Genomic DNA, 16,969 nt, shown 5'->3' on the forward strand with positions numbered 1-16,969 from the left:
AACTGCAAGAAGGTTATCGTTCAAAACAGACATGAGGGGCAAGGTCGGTCCCTTGTTATTCGCCGCGCCTTGAGCCCGGGGCTCCGTAGAATAGCCGAACGGCCGCACGCCCTCGATCGGTCGGGCTCCGTTAGTAACCCGAATCCGGAAATGTCCTCGCAAATTCCGAAATTCGGTATTATCCCCATTTTATGGTCCTCTCGATTGACTCGCAAGCCAAATCCTGATTATCGGAATAAATACCGATTTTCGGAGGAACTTGAAATGGCTGAACTCCCGCGTGTGACTTACTCGAACATCGGAGTGGATTTTTCCCCGGTTCACGCTCACCTCGACGCAATGATCCCGGATTTCGAGAAGAACACACTGGGCCGCGAGTGGTCGACGCCGTTTGCGACTGGCGCTCGGAAAGAGATCCTGAGCCCGATCGACAAGAAGATCTCTCTCGGCAAGTTCCCGGTTTCAACCCCGTCAGACGTCAAGTCCGCGATCCAGGCAGCCCGGGCCGGGGCGAAGGTCTGGAACCGTTCAACGCTGGACGATCGCCTTGCATTCGGCGCCCGCTGGCGAGAGGCGCTGGCGGAGCGGAAGTATGACCTTGGTTTGGCAGCGCTATACGAGATCGGAAAGTCCCGCCTCGAGGCGGTCGGCGAAGCCGAGGAATGCCTCGACATGGTCGAATACTACGCATCGGAGATGAAGGCGAACAACGGGTTCGTCCGGCCGATGAACATGTTGGTCGAAAACGAGACCGCTACCAGCGTCATGAAGCCCTATGGCGTCTTCGCGGTCATCGCTCCTTTCAACTTTCCGCTCGCCTTGTCGATCGGCATGGTCTCGGGTGCGCTGTTGACAGGCAATGCGGTGGTCTACAAGCCGTCGCCGGGTTGCGCGCTGACCGGACTGCTGATTGCCGAAACGCTTCGCAAGGCGGGATTGCCCGAAGGTGTTTTCAACATCGTGCTTGGCGATGGAGAGGTGGGGCGCCTTCTTGCCACCGACAACGGCATCGACGGCGTTGCATTCACGGGCTCCCATAAGACCGGCATGAGCATCTTCCGTCATATGGCAACGCTGCCCCACATGAAGCCCGTCATCGCCGAAATGGGTGGCAAGAACCCTGCCTACGTGACCAGCAAGGCCGATCTCGACCGTGCGGCGCAGGGAGTGGCGCGCTCCGCTTTTGGCCTGCAAGGCCAGAAGTGCTCCGCATGCTCGGTCGTGTATGTCGACGAGAAGGTCAAGGCGGAATTCATCGAGAAGCTGGTAGCATTCGCCGCAAAGCTGGTGGTCGGAGATCCTCGCAAGGCCGAGACCTTTATGGGCCCTGTCTATGGCGACGCCACAGTCGCCCTTTTCCAGGCCGCACTGTCGGAAGTCGAGGGCAAAGGCAAGGTGCATTTTGGGGGCGCCGCCCTGGGCCAGGGCTTTGCGGACAACTACGTCCTGCCGACGGTCGTCGAACTTGATGGTCCGGGCCGGCTGACCCGCGACGAACTCTTCATGCCTTTCGTGGTCGTCCGCGGTTTCGATAGTCTCGATGCCGCGATCGAAGAGGGCAACGACATCGCCTACGGACTATCCGCCGGCATCTTTACCAACGACCAGGAAGAGTTGCGTCACTTCCTCGACACCGCCGAAGCAGGGGTTCTCTACGCCAACCGTGCGAGCGGCGCGACGACGGGTGCATGGCCAGGCGCGCAGCCATTCTGCGGCTGGAAGGGCACCGGGGTCAGCGGCAAGGGCGGTCTCGGCTCGTGGTTCCTGCCACAGTACCTGCGCGAGCAGAGCCACACGATCATGACCAGGTGATCGAAAGAGGTCGCGCTCTTCGCCGCGGCCATCCAAGGCTGTCTCCTTCATCGGTTTACAAGATTATGCGCCACTATCCAGATTCAATGTCGAAATCCCGCGAGATGTTCGAACGGGCCCGCAAGGTCATGCCGGGAGGGAACACCCGGACAACGGTCTTCATCGACCCGTTTCCGATCTATGCCCAGCGCGGCGAGGGCTGCCGCGTCTGGGACGTCGATGGAAACGTCTACTACGACTGCATCAACAATTTCACGGCCATGATCCATGGCTACGGCCATCCCGCCGTCACGGCGGCGGTGGTGGACCAGATGCCCCGGGGATCGGCTTTCGGAGCGCCCACCGAGAGCGAACTTGATCTTGCTGAACTGCTGGTGGAGCGCCTCCCGTCGGTCGAGCAGGTTCGCTTCGCCAACTCCGGCACGGAAGGCGTCATGATGGCGATCAAGGCGGCTCGGGCGTTCACTGAGCGGCCGAAGATCGTCAAGATCGAAGGTGCCTACCATGGCTCCTACGACTTCGCGGAAGTCAGCCTGGACAGCTCGCCCGCCAACTGGGGCGACATGCCTGCCTCGACGGCATACGCGAAAGGCACGCCGAAGGGAGTTCTCGACGACGTCATCGCGGTGCCGTTCAACGATACGGAGGCGCTGCGTGCCGTCTTCGACGCGCATGGAGACTCGATAGCGGGTGTTCTGATCGACCCGATGCCGAACCGCGCCGGACTTATTCCCGCGCGGAAGGATTATCTCGACGCGATGGTCGAGATCGCTCATGCCGCCGGCTCGCTGGTGATCTTCGACGAGGTGATCTCGCTCCGCCTTGGCTATTCGGGGGCGCAGGGCCTGTGGAGCATCACGCCCGATCTGACGGCTCTCGGCAAGATCATCGGCGGAGGGTTCCCGGTCGGCGCCGTCGGCGGCCGCGCCGACGTGATGGCGGTGTTCGATCCAACGCGAGGCAAGCCTGCATTGCCGCATGGCGGCACCTTCACCGCGAACCCGGTGACGATGCGAGCCGGTCTGGCGGCGATGCGCGCGTTGACCCCGGCCAGCTTCGCGCATCTGGACGCTATCGGCAGCCTGCTTCGCGACGGCATCACGGCCTCGCTTGCTCGCCACGGCCTCAACGGGCAGTGCGTCGGTCTCGGCTCGCTCTTCAAAGTCCATTTCACGGCGTTGCCGATCACGGACTATCGGTCGGTCTATCCGGGTGCGTCCGAACGCACGAAGCTCGACCTGTTCCACAAGGGTCTGCTCGACCGCGGCGTGCTTTCGGCGAGTTACGGACTCTTCGCGCTTTCCACCTCGATGACCGAGGAAGACGCACGCGAAATCCTTTCCGCAATCGACGGCGCCCTCGCAGCAATCGCAAAGCAATGACGTAGCGCGTCCGGCGCCGGATCCATCCGGCACGGGACGACGCAGCAACAGATGGAAGTCACATGACAGCTTCTCCTCACGTCGTCGTCATCGGTGCGGGCACCCTCGGCATGTGCTCTGCGCACGCGCTCGCGGAACAGGGCGCTCGCGTCACCGTCATCGACGCACAATCCATTGCGTCAGGATCCAGCGGCCGCTCGGTCGGGGTCGTTGGTACACAGCTGACGGATCCGTTCGAGATCCAGCTGCGCATGCAATCCGTGCAGCGCATCCGCCGGTGGCAGGAGCGCCTCGGTCTCGGCTTCAGCCCTATCGGCTATCTGCGTCTGGCGCGCACCTCCGAGCAGATGGAACTGTTCGCCCGCTCGGTGGAGATCCAGCGCAATGCCGGCTTCAGGTCCAGGGTTTACCAGGCGAACGAGCTCCAGCAGCTCGTGCCGCACTTGAGTTCAGATGGGCTCGAAGGCGGCATCTTCGGGCCGGACGACGGCTTCCTCGACCCCCACGAAATGTGCACGTTGCTGGCGCAAGAGGTGAAGAAGCTCGGCTCCGAGGTTTTCCAGTTCCGCAAGCTGCTTGGTGTCGCGCGGACATCCGGTGGCTATCGGTTGGACACCAGCAAGGGTCCGATCGGCTGCGACTTCATCGTGAATGCGGCAGGCGCCTGGGCGCCACGCGTTGCCGGGATGCTTGGACAGACGCTTCACATCCACCCCGAGCGCCACGAGGCGCTGACAATCCACCTGGACGCGCCGCTTCCCTACACAATGCCGATGGTCATGGATCTGGTGAACGGGCAGGGCACCGGACTCAACTTTCGGCACGAGAAAGCGAGCGAGCTCATCGCCGAGATACACAAGGTAAGCTCGCCCTCGCCCGAGGATCCGGACAATTACAACGAGCAGTGCGAGGAAGGGTCCAAGGTCATGCTGGCCGAGATGCTGATCGAGCGCGTGCCTGATCTGCCGGGCGCCCGGCTCGGCCGGGGCTGGGCAGGTCTCTACCCTGTCACCGCCGACCACCGTCCCTATGTCGGACCAGTCGATCAGTCCGAGCCCGGTCTGATCACTGCGGCCGGTGCGGGCGGCTACGGGATACAGCTCGCGCCGGTGATAGGCCTGATCGTCGCGGACTGGGTGCTCAAGGGCTCTCCCGCATCGATCCCAGGCACCGAGAGTCTCGCTCCAACTCCGGAAAGAAACGTCCCCGCCGTACATACTGCGGCGGCTTGACCAGTAGGACACCGGCGTTAGCGCAAGGACAAAGAAGCCATGCCCGAGGCAGAAAACATCGTCCGCATCAAGAACATCAACGTGATCTATGGCGGCCATCACGCCGTGAAAAACGTCTCGCTCGACATTACGCGCGGCGAGGTCGTGGCGATCGTCGGACCCAGCGGCGCGGGGAAGAGCACGCTGCTGCGTGCGATCAACATGCTCGAACAGCCGTCATCCGGTACCCTCGAAGTGGGCGCCATCCGGTTTTCGGTCGACCGCAATCTGTCCGCCGGAGAGCTGTTGAGGCTCCGACGTTCCACCGGGATGGTTTTCCAGTCCTTCAACCTGTTTCCGCACATGACCGTGCAGCGCAACATTTCGCTGCCGCAGATGCGGGTTCTGGGGCGCACCAGGGAGCAGGCGGACGCGCGCACCGCCCAATTGCTCGAACGCGTACACCTTACGGACAAGGCGCACTCCTACCCGGCGCGCCTGTCGGGTGGCCAGCAGCAGCGTATCGCGATCGCACGCGCCCTGGCTCTTGACCCCAAGGTGATGCTCTTCGACGAACCCACGAGCGCCCTGGATCCCGAACTCGGGCTTGAGGTGTTGGCCGTGATGCGCGAGCTCGCCCAGGAAGGCATGACAATGATCATCGTCACGCACGAGATCGCCTTTGCCGCAGACGTCGCCGACCGCGTGATCGTCATGGCCAATGGCGAGATCATCGAGCAGGGTCCGCCTGATGCCGTGATCCGCAACCCGTCGTCGCCGCGCACGCGGCAGTTCTTCCGTGCCGTGGTCGATCGCAGATGATCGACCTGCTGGTTTCACTGCTCAGAGGCGTTCCGGCCACGCTGCTGGTGACCTTCGGCGCTTTCGCAGTCGGGGCCATCGCAGCCGTGCCGCTGGTGCTGATGCGACGTTCCCGGTGGCTCCTTCTAAGCATGCCGGCGCGCATATACATCGACGTTGTACGGGGAATCCCGCCGATCGTCTGGCTGTTCATTATCTTCTTCGGATTGGGCAGCGGAGTGATCGTTCTCAGTTCCTATCAGGCTGCCATCCTGGGTATGGGGCTGGTATCAACGGCCTATCTCGCTGAAATCTACAGGGGTGGCTTCCTGGCCCTCTCGAAGGGCCAGCGGGAGGCGTCCACGGCGCTCGGTATGACGCGCCTGGATACGCTGCGCTACATCCTGGCGCCGCAGGTCCTGCGCGTCTCGGTTCCGCCCATGGCGACCTTTCTTGTCAGCCTGCTCAAAGACACGACCGTGGCCTCCACGATCGGTGTCCGCGACGTGATGATGTACGCGTCGCAGCAGGCTCAAGGCGGAGGCGGCAGCTTCATGCCGTTCATTTTCGCGGCGCTTCTCTACATCGCGCTGTCGATACCCGTTGTCGTGCTGGCACGCGCCGTTGACGAGCGGCTGCGCTCAAGGGGGCAAGCGAAATGAGCGAGATGCTGGCCAACTGGCTGGACTGGTCCCCCCAGCTTTTCCAAGGAGTTCTTGTCAGTCTCCAGTTGGCGGGCCTGGCGCTGCTGTTCGGATTGCCTATCGGTCTCGTTCTTGCGCTTGCCTCCTCCTCTGGAAACAGGCTCGTCCGCTATTTCGCGGTGGTACTGGTCGAGATCGGGCGCGGCGCGCCCGCACTCGTCGTCCTGCAGATGGTCTACTATGGATTGCCTGCTTCCGGGATGACCGTAAGTGCCTTCACCTCTGGCGTGATTGCGTTGGCGCTAACGACAGGCGCCTACACCAGCGAGATCCTTCGGGCCGGTCTGAACGCGGTTCCGCATTGTGAGATCGAGGCGGGCCTGGCGCTCGGCATGACCCGCCGGGACATCCTGCGCTTCGTGGTGGTCCCCCAGGGAATCCTGTTCGCAATACCCGCGCTGATGGGCTTTGCCATTCTCATCTTCCAGGCGACGGCCCTTACATACACGATCGCCATCCCCGAACTTCTGGCGCGCGCCTATCGCGTGGGTGCGGCCACCTACCTCTACCTCGATGTCCTGATCCTGGCGGGCCTGTTCTACCTCGCCATCACCGTCCCGTTCGGGTGGCTGGTCTCGTACACCGAACGTAGGCTGGGCAGCCATCTCGGCTGACCTGCAATCAAAAACCATCAATGTCAGAGGAGAGCAAAGTGAAAAATTGGAGTAAGATCATCTCGGCCGCAGCCATCGCCACGGCCTTGGGTGCCAGCGTCGCGTCCGCACAGGATTGCAAGCCGCAGCATGCTTTCGAAACCGTGTCGGCGGGCAAACTCACCGTCGCGCTCACCAACACCGCTCCGTATTCGCTCGAAAAAGACGGCGGCATCGCGGGTATCGACGGCGATCTCGTGAAGCGTTTTGCCAAGGAGAACTGCCTGGAGATCGCTTATGAGATCTTCACATATCCAGGCGCGGTTTCCGCAGTTCAGTCGCGGCGCGCGGACATCGCGCTTGGCGGCTTCTATCGTACCGCCGCCCGCGCGAAGGTCGTCGCTCTGTCCACGCCGGTCTATCTCGACCAACTGTCCGTCACCTCGACCGACGGCATTGATACCGTCGACGGTCTGCTGGGCAAGAAGGTCGGCACCGTGGAAGGATATCTGTGGGTCCAGGACATGGAGAAGCTCTACGAAGGCTCCAAGACCTATCCATCGTCGCTGAACCTCGCCCAGGATCTTCATGCCGGTCGTATTGAGGCGGCGCTCGACGGCTTCGGCTCCGCTGTCATTCAGAACGAAGGGCAGAACTACAAGGTGCATGTCCTGAAGCCGGATCCGCGCATCGATGCGACCATGAACCCGTCGCAGACCGCCTTCCTGCTGGACAAGAGCAATGAGGGCTTCGTTAAGGCGGTCGACGCTTCGCTCGATGTCTACCGCAAGAACGGCGCTATCGCCGAAGCGCTCAAGGCTTACGGGCTGGATCCGTCGGCCGCAGATGTCGGTGAAGCCCGCGTCATCGAGTAAGCCGCTGGCATGAAGGGCCGCCTGCCTGCCCCCGCTTCTAGGAAGAAAACCGGATGCGGCGGGCGGCCTGTACGTTTGCTGCGCGGCTGCGATCCGCGAGCAGAATTTCGTAGTGCACCCCGAGTCTGAGACACGAAAAGGGTAACAGTCCTTCACTAAGGAGAGCTGATGAGGAAAGGAGACCCGTGGTGCAGTACAGCGCACCACAGATCCCTCCGGTCACATAAGGTTACAGCGAGGAACGGTACCGGTTCAGGCTCGTTAGCCCTGCATCCAATCCAATCATGGAGAAAAACGATGCAGGATATTTCCGGCAAGCGCGTCGCCATCCTTGCGACGAATGGTTTTGAACAGTCCGAGCTTGAGGTGCCGCTGAACAAGCTGCGCCAGGCCGGCGCCGAGGTCGAAATCGTGTCGCTCGAAAGCGGCAAGATCAAGGGCTGGGACCACAGGGATTGGGGCCGCGAAGTTCCGGTCGACAAGACCTTGGACGAGGCCCGTGCCGATGCCTACGATGCGATCGTTCTGCCCGGCGGCGTCATCAATCCCGACCTGTTGCGGGTCGAGCGCAAGGCGCTGGATTTCATCAGTTCGTTCTGGACGGCCAACAAGGTCGTCGGCGCGATCTGCCATGCGCCCTGGCTTCTGGTCGAGACCGGGATCATCAAAGCCCGCCGCGTCACATCCTACAAGTCGATCAAGACCGACGTGATCAATGCCGGCGGCCTGTGGCAAGACAGCGAGGTCGTCACCGACCAGGGGCTGGTCACCAGTCGCAATCCCGGCGATCTCGACGCCTTCTGCGACAAGCTCACGGAAGAGATCAGGGAAGGGCGGCACGACAGGCGGGCCGCGGCTTAGCGCCGAACCTTGTTCACCAGCCGCGCCGCGAAGGATCTCGGCATGGGTTGTTCAGGCGCTCTTCGCCCCCTCCGCCTTGCGCAGCGACGCCTGATGCACCAGCGACGTCCAGCTGTTGGTCGAGGCAAGGTGGCAGTAGAGCAGGCTGAGCGCGCCTGACTTTCTCAGGTCGAGGAAGGCCTCGTCGCTCAATCTGTTGAAGGCGGCCTCGTCTACCACCTGGAAATCGGTGAGGTTCAGCACCTCGCCTCCTTCCAGCGTCACCTTGCTCTGGCGCGGCGCGAACAGGGCATGCGCGTCGATCTTGTCGACCATCTCGCGGGTCGCCCTGAAGTCGATCTGGAACTGGTTGCAGAAGGCGAGCGCCTGCTTCGTCGCCTCGGTCGCCTCGTTACCGCTGAAGAAGGGCAGCACCTTGTCGTCGCGGAACGGCGCCAGCAGCTGGTCGATGACGCGCTCGCTCGCCCGGTCGACGCACAGCGTAAGCCGGCCGGGCTGCTTGGGATCGTCGGCGAGAATGAAGGGATAGCGGCGGACATAGGCGGGGATGTAGTGCGGCCCGGCCCAGTTGCCGTCGGGTTCGACGAACAGGTTCTCGTCCTGGCGCAGGCCGGTGATGATGACGGGCGCCTTGGCGGGGCCGATGAAAACGATCGGGTAGGAGCGCATCGCCGCCGGCATTTCCGAGGCCACCACCGGGATGGCATGCGCCGAGCGGGCGAAGGAGAAATCGCTGCGCGCCGTCAGGCCGAGTGAACCGTGCCGCGCCGGATTGAGCGCCTCGGGCCTGGAATAGAACAGCGGCAAGGCCTCGCCCGCCGTTTCCGTCTTCGCACCGCTGTCAGCCATGTGTCCGTTTTCCTCCTCGCGCCGGCCAACCAGGCCGGCCCGTCCAGCATTGAATTCCCAAAGCGGGATCTGTTCTTGTCGCGCCGGCCTTGCTTCGAAGCAATTCCGCGCAGGGACAAAGTACTACAGCGTCGCCGGCGCGCATAAAAGGACACGCGCTGCTGTATTTTGGCGTTTGCGCCCTAATCGCCTTGCGGGACGCCCGCAACCATGCCGGCCTATGGACAGCCTGCCGCGAAGCGGCGACAGTGGCATCACATGGCAAAATTCCGGGAAGCCGTGGGAGTCTTCCGTCCGGGATTGCAAGGATACGAGGAGCCGATGTCGCTTCAGCCATCCGGAGGGAACCATGACGGGCTTTGTCGACCGCGAACACGCCGCGCAGCTGATGCAGCGCGCCGGCCTGCAGGCGCTGGTGCTCTCAGCGCCCGAGGCCTTCCACTATGCGACCGGCGCGTCGATCGGCCCGGCGGGGCTGTTCCGGCGTGCCGGCGCCGGCTTCGTTGTCATCCCGGCCCGGCAGGACCTGCCGATCGGCGTCGTCGTCGCGGATTTCAGTGCGGGACAGTTGCGGATCGCCGCGCCCGAAGCGGTTGTGCGTTCGCACCCGATCTGGATCGAATTCGCGCCGGTCGAGACGGGAACCCGCGGCCCGTTGGCGGAGCGTATCGAGGCTGGCCTTGTCTCGCTTGGCCGCGCGCCGGATTTCGCGCGCCCCGCCACCTTCGATCTCGCCGGCTCGGTGCGCCAGCTGCAAGCCTTGCTTGCGGAATTCGGACTGGAGCGCGCAACGCTGGGCATCGATCTCGGCTTTGTTCCAGCCGCCGATTTTTCCGCCATGCAGGCGCTGCTGCCGCAGTGCCGGATGATCGACGGCTCGCCGGTGCTGGATCGGCTGCGGGCGATCAAGTCGCAACGCGAGATCGAGCTCCTGCGGCAAGGCATTATCCTGTCTGAAGCAGGGCTGGAGCGGCTGCAGGTCGATGCGATGGCCGGCATGCGCCAGGCCGATCTCATCGCGCTCTACCGGCAAGGCGTGGCCGCGGCGGCGGTGGGCCTCTCCCATCCGGTCGCGACGGCGGAATATGTGACGCTCGGCGCCCGGGCCAAGGGTGCCGATGCCAAGGCAATGCCCGGCGATCCGCTGAAATGCGACATGGTCTGCACGGTCGGCGGGTATGCGTCCGACATGTCGCGCAACTTCACTTTCGGTCCCGCTTCCGCCGACCAGGTCGAACTGCACGCGATCGCCGAGCGCGCTTTCGAGGACGGGCTGGCGGCACTCGTGCCGGGAAATTCGCTCGGCCATGTGCACCGCGCCGCCACCGACAGCCTGACGCGGCAAGGCCTGCGCTCCTACCGCCGTGGGCATTTCGGCCACGGTGTCGGGCAGTCTGTGTTCTCGGAGCAATGGCCGTTCATTGCGGCCGACAGCGATGTCCTGGTCGAAGCCGGCATGGTGCTGGCCTTCGAGATCCCGCTCTACATCGACGGCCTCGCCAGCTTCAACCTGGAGGACCAGTTCCTGATCACGCCGGATGGGCCAGCCGCGATGAACCGGCTGCCGAGGCGATTGGAGAGGATAGGATAGCGAGGGCGGGATCGTGACGGTGTCACTGTCAGCGCCCTACGGCGCCCCCCTCTGCCCTGCCGGGCATCTCCCCCTCAAGGGGGGAGATCGATTATCGCTCCCGCTTTCGCCATTTTTCAACGTTGCAAGAACAAGATGAGCCGGCGCCGAAACTTCCAATCTCCCCCCTTGAGGGGGAGATGACCGGCAGGACAGAGGGGGCGCCACAGAACTCGGCGATGGGTGCCCTGCCGCGAGCGATTAACCGCTCACCGGCGGCCGCCTGTCCCTCCACGGCATTTCCCGCTCGAGCTGCGCCGACGCGGCCAGCACCGCTGCCTCGTCGCCATAGCGGCCGACAAGCTGCACCCCGATCGGTACGCCGTCTTTCGACCAGCCGAGCGGCAGCGAGATGGCCGGCTGGCCTGAGATGTTGAAGGGGAAGGCGAACGCCGCATCCGTCCATTTGGCGTTGTAGCGGTCGATGTCGGTCTCCGACATGTCGTAATAGCCGAACGGACGCGGCAGTTGCGTCAGCGTCGGGGTGATGAAGAGATCGTAGGGCGAAAGGTCGCCGACGATGTCGCGGCCGACCTGCCTGAGCTGCTCGACATCGGAAATGTGCCTGGTGCCGCTGGTCGCACGGCCGCGTTCGATGATCGCCCAGGTCACCGGTTCGACATCATCAGGCGTCACCGGCCGGCCGATCACCGTTTCATGATAGTCGAAGGTCGCCGCCGTCTGTACGCAGGTCATGTTGGTGTAGGTGGCCCACATGGCATCGGCATCGAGCGGCATGTCGTGTTCCTCGACGTCATGTCCCAGCCGCTCCAGCGCCGCCACGGTGGCCAGCACGGCCGCCTTCACGTCCGCATCGATGGCCGTGCCGTTGGGCGGGGTGACGGTGAAGCCGATGCGCAGCTTCTTCGGCGCCAGTGACGACAGGCTGAGCCAGGAGGCGTCGGGGATCGGCGGCGTATAGGGGTCGCCCGGCAAGGCGCCGGCCACCGCGTCGAGATAGGCCGCCGTGTCGCGCACGCTGCGCGAGCAGCACAGGAAGTAGGCGCCGCCATACCAATAGTCGCCGAACGGTGCCAGGCTGACGCGGCCGCGCGACGGCTTCAGCCCGACGATGCCGCAGCAGGAGGCCGGAATGCGGATCGAGCCGGCGCCGTCGCTGGCCTCGGCGATCGGCAGCATGCGCGAAGCGACGGCCGCCGCCGCGCCGCCGCTCGAGCCACCTGGCGTGATGCCTTCCTTCCACGGGTTCTTCGTCGTGCCGTAGAGCTTCGGTTCCGTCGTGATCGACCAGCCGTTTTCGGGCGCGTTCGACTTGCCGACTAGCACCAGCCCGGCCGCCTTCATGCGGCGCACGACTTCGGTGTCGAAATCGGCGACGACATCTTTCAGGTAGAGGCAAGAGTTGGTGTTCGGCGCGCCGGTCCAGGACGAGGCCAGTTCCTTGAGCAGGAATGGCACGCCGGCGAAAGGTGCTGATCTGTCGACCGTCTGCGCCTGGGCACGCGCCATGTCGTAGAGGCGATGGATGACCGCGTTCAGCGCCGGGTTGAGCTGCTCGACCAGCGTGATCGCCGCCTCGACCAGTTCCGCAGGTGAAACCTCGCCCCGATGCACCAAGTCGGCAAGGTCCAGCGCATCGGAGTTCGCATAGGTTTTCAGCAGGCTGTCGGTGACCATATCTCTCCTCCTAGTCTTTGCCTCGCGCCGCGCCCGAGCTATCGCTTCGGGCCGACGTTGGCGCCGCCCCTCATCCGCCTGCCGGCACCTTCTCCCCGTCATGACGGGGAGAAGGAAAGCGCTCTGATGCTGGCGACCGCCTCCCGTTCTTCTCGGGAGAGGGCTGAGTGAGGGGCACCGACCTGAAACTGCTGCCCCCAGCAGCGCGCTTGTCTCACGCCAGCTCGACGGTGCGCCCCAATTCGATGCTCTGTTCCGCGGCGAGCACGATGCGCAGGCTGTTGACGGCGGCGTCCATCTGCTCGGTCAAATCGAGATCCTCGCGGATGGCGCGCAGGAAGAAGGCCTGCTCGCGGTCGCAGAGCTCCTGGTGGCCGGGCTCGTCTTCCATGCTGACGATCTCGTCGGGTTTCGCAAAGTTCTTGTCGGCGTCGACCGCCGCATAATGGATCTTCAGCGCGTCGGTCTTGGTGTGGCGGTCGATGTCGGCCGAGTTCGACACCTCCGCCGCTTCCGCTGCGCTGCTCGTCTGCTGGCCGGCGACGATCGACACCGCGCCCTTCGGCCCCACCACGTCCTTCACGAAATAGGCCGTCTCGCTCATCATCGGGCCCCAGCCTGCCTCGTACCAGCCGACCGAACCGTCATCGAAGGTGACGTGGAGATGGCCGTAATTCTGCTTGTCGGCTTCCGCCCAGAGCTTCGCGCCGATGCCGTGCACGCGCACCGGCCTGGCGCCCGTGAGCTGGCACATGACGTCGACATAGTGCACGCCGCAATCAACGATCGGGATCAGCGAATCGATCAGGTTCTTGTGCCAGTGCCAGGCGCTGCCGCTGCTCTGCTGGTTGAGGTTGAGGCGCATCACCAGCGGCTTGCCCAGCGTCTTGCCGACCTCGATGAATTTTATCCAGGACGGGTGGACGCGCAGGATGTAGCCAAGCACCAGCTTGCGGTTCTTCGCCCGCGCTGCCGCGACGACCTTTTCGGCATCCTCGATGTTGGTGGCGAGCGGCTTTTCCATGAACACGTGGCAGTTGGCCGCTATCGCCTTCAGCGCGTATTCGGCATGGGTGTTGGGCCAGCTGTTGATCGACACGGCGTCCGGCCTGGTCTCCGCAAGCGCCCGGTCGAAACCCTCGTAGAGCGGATAGCCGGCAAGTTCGGCGGGGATTTTCTTGTTGCTCTTGATCGAGCGGCTCATGATGCCGACGATCTCGAAGCCGTCCGAGCGGTGATAGGCGCTGGCATGCGAGGCGCCCATATTGCCGAGACCCACAACCAGCACTTTTATTTTGTCGGCCAATTCAGCCTCCCAATTTTTTGATAGGACCTGGCGAGCTGCTGCCGCGCCTGGGCATCCAGAACAATCACTTCAGGTTGGCGCCGCCCCTCATCCGCCTGCCCTTTCCTCTCCCCTGTCCGGAGGGAGAGGAAAGGAGCCAAGACAGGGCAATGAACGACCTCTTTTGCAGCCCTTACTTCACCGCCGAATCGAACAGATGCGCCTTGATCTTCTCGACATCGAGCGCGGCAAAGCCCTCCGTCAGCTTGACGCCGTCGGCATCGGCCTTGACCTTGGCCTTGTCGAAGTCGTTGGCGGCCGGGATCAGCTCGTTGGTGCAGACGTCCTCGGCCTTCACCGGATTGGTGATCTGGCCGATCTTGTGGATCTCGTCGAAGAAGCCTTGCCAGCTCGCCATGTCGTGCGAGCCCCAGCCGCCGCGCTTGTCCATGTCGCCGCGGAAGACGTTGATCTGCTGCAGGATCGAGGTGGTGCCGAGCTCGGGGCCGAGGTTCTTGGCCAATGTCGGGAACTGCTCGAACACCGCTTCGACCGCCGCGCGCGGGTTCTGGTAGCCGAACTCCAGCCCCATCGCCCAGCCGCGCAGATATTTTTCCAGGAACGCCTTCTTGTCGGGATCTTCGAGATCGGCGGCGCGCACGACGAAGGTGTTGGCCGGCAGCTTGGAATTCTTCACGCCGAGCCAGTATTCGAAGTCGAGGCCCTTGGCGATCCATTCGGCGCGCAGCCCCTCCCACGACAAGGCAGCGTCGCCCTGGCCGCCGGCGAGCGCGGTGCCCCAGGTCGGCCAGCCGGCCTCGACATACTTGACCTTCTTGATGTCGACGCCTTGCGCGGCGAGCAGCGGATCGGTGATCGACTGCCAGGCGGCGGAGCCGAGCAGGATGGTCTTGCCTTCGAGCTTCTTCAGGTCGTTCGTGCCCTCGCCCTTGCGGAAGGCGATGGAGAACGTGTCGCGCGCGCCCATGTGGAACACCGACTTCAGCTTCATGCCGTTCTGGATGGCGAAGGAGAACACGCCGGGCGAGGGAAAGCCCATATCGGCCTGGCCGACATCGACGAACTTCACCGTCGCCGTGCCGTCCGACGGGCCTGGCTGCATGTCGGTGCTGAGCCCGTCGAAATAGCCTGCCTTCTTGGCTGCCCAATAAGGATAGTCGTCGAGCACTTCGAGCGTGCCGCGCGGCGAGATCCAGGTGAATTTTTCATAGGCCGCCGCCCTGGCCTTCAAGCCCGATGCACCGAGCGCGGTGGCGGTCACGACGCCGGCTGCCGTCACCTGCAGGAAGGTGCGGCGGCTGATGCCCGTTCTTGTCGCCGTCTGGAATGAGTTCTGGTCGGTCATGGCATTCCCCTTTTGTTGATTGACCTTCTTGTTGATCGATGGCCTTTCGCCCGCTCCTCGCCCGCTCCGGGGCGTTCATGATCTCGTGCTCAAGCCTCCCAGCTCGCCCATTTCTTGCCGATCAGGAAGAACAGCACGTAGATCAGGATGCCGAGCGTCGACAGGATCAGCACCACGGCGAAGAATTGCGGCATCTGGATCATCGACGAATAGGTGGTGAGCCGGTTGCCGAGGCCGAAGCCGCCGCCGACCATCTCCGCGCCGACTGCGGTCAGCAGGCCGAAGATGGCGCCGATCATCAGCCCGACCAGGATCATAGGCAGCGCCATCGGCGCGCGGATCTTCCAGAATATCTGCAAGGTGCTGGCGCCATAGGAGCGCGCCAGCGCGATCTTGGCGCTGTCGACGCGGCGAAAGCCGGTGGCCGCGTTTATCATCACCATCGGCCCGGCGGCGAGCGCCACCGCGATGATGCGCGGCGTGTAGCCGAAACCGAAGCGAAGGATCAAAAGCGGCACCAGCGCCAGCATCGGCGTGGTGACGAGAAGCAGGATGTAGGGCGCGACGATCTTTTCGGTGAAGGGGAACTGGGTGATGACGGCGGCCAGCACCAGGCCGACGACGGCGCCGATGGCGAAGCCGGAAACCAGCTCGACCAGCGTATAGCCGAGATGCGGCGCAATCAGCGGGAACTCGTCGAACAGCGCGTAGGCGATCGAGCTTGGCGGCGGCATGATGTAGAGCGGCACATGGAACAGGCGCAGCGCCAATTCGATGCCGCCGATTATGATTACGGCGACAGCTATGATCGCCGCCACCTCCTTGCCCGACTTGATGCCGGGGCCGCTGGCGAAGGCCGAGAGATTGGTCAGGCTGACGTCCTGCCCATCGCCGGACTTGGCACCCGATTTGGATTTGGAGAATTCCGGGATGGCGTCGCTCACGGCCTGATCCTCACGATCTCGGCGCTGGCGCGTTCCTGTTCCGGTGCCTTGGGCCTGGCGCGCTCGCCGACGATGTCCATCTTGATCCGGTTGGTGAGGTCGAAAACCTCTTTCGTCGCCATGATCTCCAGCGAGCGCGGTCGCGCGAACGGCACGCGATACTCCCTGGCGACGCGGCCGGGCCGCGCGCTCAGCACCACCACGCGGTCGGAGAGAAAGATTGCTTCCTCAATGCTGTGGGTGATGAAGACGATGGTGGTCTTGGTGTCGAGCCAGATCTCCTCGACGAGACGGTTCATCTCCTCGCGGGTAAAACTGTCGAGCGCGCCGAACGGCTCGTCCATCAAAAGCACGGAGGGTTTTGGCGCCAGCGCCCGCACGATCGCGGCGCGCTGCTGCATGCCGCCCGAAAGCTCGCGCGGGAACTTGCCGCCGAAACCGTCGAGCCCGACGCGGTGGAGCAGATGCGCGATCCATGCGCGGTCTGGTTTCTCGCCCTTGATCTCGAAGGGAAAGCGGATGTTGGCATCGAGATTGCGCCAAGGCAGCAGGTTCGCTTCCTGGAACACGATGCCGATGTCGGGATGCGGCCCGGTGATCTTGACGCCGTCGAGCCGGATCTCGCCGCCGGTCAGGCTGTGCAAGCCCGACATCGACCACAAAAGCGTGGTCTTGCCGCAGCCGGACGGGCCGACGATCGAAACGATTTCATTGGCGTGGACGTCGAGGCTGCAGCGGTCCAGCGCCAGGAGGTCGCCGGATGCGGTGTGATAGATCTTGGTCGCTGCCTGCACACCAAGCTTCGGCGCTGTTGTTTCGCCCGCGTTCATCCGCCCCTCGGAGAGTGCGTCCAATCGACTGCCAAAGTCAGTGTGTAACTATCCTACTTTGGTGTCAAGCGAAGAGCGCGATCGTTCCGTCGTTGAGAGCCGCCTATTCCTCTATATACCTGCTTTCGCTGTCTTTTCTTTATCTTGAAATGCGTGTTGCTTTCCTACATACTCGGGAAAAGTGGCAC

General features: G+C 63.5%; 15 protein-coding genes. 9 read left to right on the forward strand and 6 right to left on the reverse strand.

The genetic code is table 11. The features are described 5' to 3' along the window. Nucleotides 1-69: 69 nt before the first annotated feature. The 8 genes from FJ428_RS10785 to FJ428_RS10820 all read left to right on the forward strand — a co-directional run bounded on the left by FJ428_RS10785 (nt 70) and on the right by FJ428_RS10820 (nt 8,239). Nucleotides 70-1,812 (forward strand): aldehyde dehydrogenase family protein, encoded by a 1,743-nt coding sequence (locus FJ428_RS10785; RefSeq protein WP_210242247.1) that lies wholly within the window; start codon nt 70-72, stop codon nt 1,810-1,812. A gap of 86 nt (nt 1,813-1,898) precedes the next feature. Then, nucleotides 1,899-3,194, forward strand: coding sequence for an aspartate aminotransferase family protein (locus FJ428_RS10790; protein WP_224519126.1), 1,296 nt, complete (start codon nt 1,899-1,901; stop codon nt 3,192-3,194). A gap of 62 nt (nt 3,195-3,256) precedes the next feature. Next, nucleotides 3,257-4,426 (forward strand): FAD-binding oxidoreductase, encoded by a 1,170-nt coding sequence (locus FJ428_RS10795; protein ID WP_140879424.1) that lies wholly within the window; start codon nt 3,257-3,259, stop codon nt 4,424-4,426. A 39-nt stretch (nt 4,427-4,465) separates the two neighbouring features. Beyond that, nucleotides 4,466-5,227, forward strand: coding sequence for an amino acid ABC transporter ATP-binding protein (locus FJ428_RS10800; protein ID WP_263483292.1), 762 nt, complete (start codon nt 4,466-4,468; stop codon nt 5,225-5,227). Next, entirely contained in the window at nt 5,224-5,868 is a 645-nt protein-coding gene (locus tag FJ428_RS10805) for an amino acid ABC transporter permease (protein ID WP_140492029.1), read from the forward strand. The genes FJ428_RS10800 and FJ428_RS10805 overlap by 4 nt, the downstream gene beginning before the upstream one ends. Further along, nucleotides 5,865-6,524, forward strand: coding sequence for an amino acid ABC transporter permease (locus FJ428_RS10810; RefSeq protein ID WP_140492032.1), 660 nt, complete (start codon nt 5,865-5,867; stop codon nt 6,522-6,524). The genes FJ428_RS10805 and FJ428_RS10810 overlap by 4 nt, the downstream gene beginning before the upstream one ends. Nucleotides 6,525-6,562: 38 nt before the next feature. After that, nucleotides 6,563-7,378: a transporter substrate-binding domain-containing protein gene (locus FJ428_RS10815; protein ID WP_181167270.1), complete on the forward strand. Its 816-nt coding sequence runs from the start codon at nt 6,563-6,565 to the stop codon at nt 7,376-7,378. Nucleotides 7,379-7,675: 297 nt separating this feature from the next. Then, nucleotides 7,676-8,239, forward strand: a complete 564-nt coding sequence (locus FJ428_RS10820; RefSeq protein ID WP_140879426.1) for a type 1 glutamine amidotransferase domain-containing protein — start codon at nt 7,676-7,678, stop codon at nt 8,237-8,239. Nucleotides 8,240-8,290: 51 nt separating this feature from the next. On the opposite strand, the gene FJ428_RS10825 is transcribed toward FJ428_RS10820, so the two are convergent. Continuing rightward, the gene (locus tag FJ428_RS10825) at nt 8,291-9,088 is read right to left on the reverse strand and encodes a SapC family protein (RefSeq protein ID WP_140879427.1); all 798 of its coding nucleotides are present in this window, start codon (nt 9,086-9,088) and stop codon (nt 8,291-8,293) included. Nucleotides 9,089-9,437: 349 nt separating this feature from the next. On the opposite strand from FJ428_RS10825, the gene FJ428_RS10830 reads away from it, so the two are divergent. Continuing rightward, nucleotides 9,438-10,679: a Xaa-Pro peptidase family protein gene (locus FJ428_RS10830; RefSeq protein ID WP_140879428.1), complete on the forward strand. Its 1,242-nt coding sequence runs from the start codon at nt 9,438-9,440 to the stop codon at nt 10,677-10,679. 240 nt (nt 10,680-10,919) lie between these two features. Here FJ428_RS10830 and FJ428_RS10840 read toward each other — a convergent pair whose 3' ends face one another. From FJ428_RS10840 to FJ428_RS10860, 5 genes are all read right to left on the reverse strand, one after another. Continuing rightward, a complete protein-coding gene (locus tag FJ428_RS10840; RefSeq protein WP_140879429.1) occupies nt 10,920-12,356 on the reverse strand; it encodes an amidase in 1,437 nt (478 codons plus the stop codon). Between the two features lie 214 nt (nt 12,357-12,570). After that, nucleotides 12,571-13,662, reverse strand: coding sequence for a Gfo/Idh/MocA family oxidoreductase (locus tag FJ428_RS10845; protein WP_140879430.1), 1,092 nt, complete (start codon nt 13,660-13,662; stop codon nt 12,571-12,573). Nucleotides 13,663-13,834: 172 nt separating this feature from the next. Beyond that, a complete protein-coding gene (locus tag FJ428_RS10850) occupies nt 13,835-15,007 on the reverse strand; it encodes an ABC transporter substrate-binding protein (RefSeq protein ID WP_140554766.1) in 1,173 nt (390 codons plus the stop codon). An 89-nt stretch (nt 15,008-15,096) separates the two neighbouring features. Beyond that, nucleotides 15,097-15,951: an ABC transporter permease gene (locus FJ428_RS10855; protein ID WP_140879431.1), complete on the reverse strand. Its 855-nt coding sequence runs from the start codon at nt 15,949-15,951 to the stop codon at nt 15,097-15,099. Then, nucleotides 15,948-16,781 (reverse strand): ABC transporter ATP-binding protein, encoded by an 834-nt coding sequence (locus FJ428_RS10860; RefSeq protein WP_140563894.1) that lies wholly within the window; start codon nt 16,779-16,781, stop codon nt 15,948-15,950. Before FJ428_RS10860 ends, FJ428_RS10855 begins: the two co-directional genes overlap by 4 nt. Between the last annotated feature and the right edge of the window lie 188 nt (nt 16,782-16,969).

The organism is Mesorhizobium sp. B2-8-1, assembly GCF_006440955.1.
Taxonomy (GTDB): Bacteria; Pseudomonadota; Alphaproteobacteria; order Rhizobiales; family Rhizobiaceae; genus Mesorhizobium.

What these genes read in the sequence shown, in the direction of transcription:
- FJ428_RS10790 (WP_224519126.1), top strand. Translation starts at nt 1,899, where the DNA reads ATGTCGAAATCCCGCGAGATGTTCGAACGGGCCCGCAAGGTCATGCCG.
- FJ428_RS10795 (WP_140879424.1), top strand. Translation starts at nt 3,257, where the DNA reads ATGACAGCTTCTCCTCACGTCGTCGTCATCGGTGCGGGCACCCTCGGC.
- FJ428_RS10800 (WP_263483292.1), top strand. Translation starts at nt 4,466, where the DNA reads ATGCCCGAGGCAGAAAACATCGTCCGCATCAAGAACATCAACGTGATC.
- FJ428_RS10805 (WP_140492029.1), top strand. Translation starts at nt 5,224, where the DNA reads ATGATCGACCTGCTGGTTTCACTGCTCAGAGGCGTTCCGGCCACGCTG.
- FJ428_RS10810 (WP_140492032.1), top strand. Translation starts at nt 5,865, where the DNA reads ATGAGCGAGATGCTGGCCAACTGGCTGGACTGGTCCCCCCAGCTTTTC.
- FJ428_RS10820 (WP_140879426.1), top strand. Translation starts at nt 7,676, where the DNA reads ATGCAGGATATTTCCGGCAAGCGCGTCGCCATCCTTGCGACGAATGGT.
- FJ428_RS10825 (WP_140879427.1), bottom strand. Translation starts at nt 9,088, where the DNA reads ATGGCTGACAGCGGTGCGAAGACGGAAACGGCGGGCGAGGCCTTGCCG.
- FJ428_RS10830 (WP_140879428.1), top strand. Translation starts at nt 9,438, where the DNA reads ATGACGGGCTTTGTCGACCGCGAACACGCCGCGCAGCTGATGCAGCGC.
- FJ428_RS10840 (WP_140879429.1), bottom strand. Translation starts at nt 12,356, where the DNA reads ATGGTCACCGACAGCCTGCTGAAAACCTATGCGAACTCCGATGCGCTG.
- FJ428_RS10850 (WP_140554766.1), bottom strand. Translation starts at nt 15,007, where the DNA reads ATGACCGACCAGAACTCATTCCAGACGGCGACAAGAACGGGCATCAGC.
- FJ428_RS10860 (WP_140563894.1), bottom strand. Translation starts at nt 16,781, where the DNA reads ATGAACGCGGGCGAAACAACAGCGCCGAAGCTTGGTGTGCAGGCAGCG.